General features: G+C 57.2%; 3 protein-coding genes. All 3 read left to right on the top strand.

Annotated features, from left to right (window positions below; genetic code table 11):
• A partial coding sequence (locus tag KDK13_RS17030) for a phage portal protein (RefSeq protein WP_257286182.1) occupies nt 1–771 on the top strand: 771 nt, incomplete at its 5' end.
• Between the two features lie 19 nt (nt 772–790).
• Nucleotides 791–1,411, top strand: a complete 621-nt coding sequence (locus tag KDK13_RS17025) for a head maturation protease, ClpP-related (RefSeq protein ID WP_257286181.1) — start codon at nt 791–793, stop codon at nt 1,409–1,411.
• An 84-nt stretch (nt 1,412–1,495) separates the two neighbouring features.
• Nucleotides 1,496–2,203 (top strand): phage major capsid protein (locus KDK13_RS17020; RefSeq protein ID WP_257286180.1); only part of this gene is annotated, 708 nt, incomplete at its 3' end.

Here is a 2,203-nt window from a genome sequence, read left to right as displayed (position 1 = left end):
ATCCTGCACTTTCCCGGTGTCGGCTGGAACGGCAAGACCGGCATGTCGGTGATCAAGTCGGCGGCGCTGAACAGTGTCGGCAATGCCCTCAGTGCTGACCAGTTTACTGGCCTTTATTTCAAGCAGGGGATATCCAGTCCCGGTTACATCAAGTTCCCGCAAAAATTGACCCGGGAACAGTTTGAAATGATGCGCGAGTACTGGAAGACCCGCGTTGTCGGTGCTGAACAGGCGCACTTGCCACCCATACTCACTGAAGGTGGTGAATTTACACCACTGAAAATCAAGGCCGACGATGTGCAGTTGCTGGAGACCCGCAAGTTCCAGGTGCTGGACATTGCCCGCATTTTCGGCGTGCCACCGCACATGATCGGTGCGCAGGAGACCACGACCAGCTGGGGCACCGGCATTGAGCAGCAGTCCATCGGCTTTGTCCGCTACACCCTGCGCCCGCACCTGACCCGCATTGAGCAGGAGCTGAACCGCAAGTTGTTCAGAAGTCACCTGCACTTCAGTGAGTTTGACGTCAACGCGTTGCTGCGCGGTGACATCAAGGCCCGCAATGAAGCCCATCAAATTGCCCTGGGTGGCAACCAAAACCCTGGCTGGAAGACCGTCAACGAGATCCGCCGGGAAGAAAACCTGACACCCATTGATAACGGCAACACCCTTTATCAACCTGTGACCGGTGAGCAACGTGAACCAGCGCAAACTGATGAACCTGATCCGCAACAATCCCAAGACCTCCGAGATCCGGGTACAGACCAATGACCGCCAGGCGACGGTGTACGTGTATAACGTCATTGACGACTGGTGGGGCATCGATGCCGAAAGCTTTGTCCGTGAAGTCAATGGCCTGGATGTCGACACCCTGAACATTCGCATCAACTCACCCGGCGGTGACGTGTTCACCGCCCGCGCCATGCAAACGGCACTGGCCCAGCATCCGGCCCATGTTGTTGTCCATGTGGACGGGCTGGCCGCCAGTGCCGCCACCTTTCTGGCCATGGGTGCCAACGAGGTGCGCATCAGTGACGGTGCGTTTTTCATGATTCACCAGGGCTGGGCTTTCATGATGGGCAACGCTGACGAGCTGCGTGAACACGCCGAACTGCTGGACGCCATTGACGACAGCATTGCCAAAACCTACGCCACCCGCACCGGCCTGAGCTACGAACAGGTAATGGCCATGATGGCGGCAGAAACCTGGATGAGCGGACAGCAGGCGGTGGACAACGGCTTTGCCGACCGGATTATGGATGGTATTGCCGACACTGAACCGTCGATTGACAACAAGGTGTTTGACCTGAGTGCCTACCAGCACCCGCCAGACCGTTACAACCAGCCTGCCATTGATAATTCTGCCGCCCTGCGTGCACACCTTGAGCGACGGCTGGCACTGATTGCCTGACCATGCACAGGACGTTCCTGCTTTGCCTTGCCCTGCTGGCCTCTGAGTTAGCCGACGCCCCTACATTCACCACCGGAAATGACCATGGATATTCAAACCCTGAGAGAACAACGCAGTTCAGCGGCCAGTGCGGCCAGACAGTTGCTCGACAGCGTCGAACCGGAACACTGGAACGACGACCACAGCCAGCAGTACGACGCCATTGTCGCTGAGATCGGGCGCATTGATGACCAGTTAGAACGGCTGGAAGAACAGCTGAAAATCGAAGCCGCCGACCACGCCATTACCCGACAACGGAGTGAACGGGACGGCGTGTCTGTTGATGAGGCCGACCACCGTATCCACATGGAGAAAAGCATATTCAACAGCTTTATCCGTGGCGGTGTGGAATCTCTTGACGTTGATCAGCGCCAGTATGTAGAACAACGTCGGCTGCGGGCCGACCTGTCTACCAAAACGGATACCGCCGGCGGCTACCTGGTGCCCACTGATTTTGCCACCCGACTGATTGAGGAGATGAGGCTGTTTGGCAACATGCGACTGGTGGCGACTATTCAGCAGACCGACTCCGGCGTCCCCATTGAATGGCCGGTGGCTGACAACTTGGACCAGGAAGGCGAAATTGTTGCCGAGAACACCGCCGTCACTGATGAAGACCCGACGTTCGGCATTAAAACCATTGGCGCCTGGAAGTACAGCTCCAAGGGCGTTGCTGTGCCGTTTGAGCTGTTGCAGGACAGCCGCATCGATATTGAAGCCTATATCGTCCGCTTGCTTGCCCAGCGCCTCAGT

The organism is Endozoicomonas sp. SESOKO1, from assembly GCF_024606265.1.
Lineage (GTDB): Bacteria > Pseudomonadota > Gammaproteobacteria > Pseudomonadales > Endozoicomonadaceae > Endozoicomonas.
Note: the sequence above shows the minus strand (reverse complement) of the source record. Positions and strands in the feature narration are given on the sequence as shown.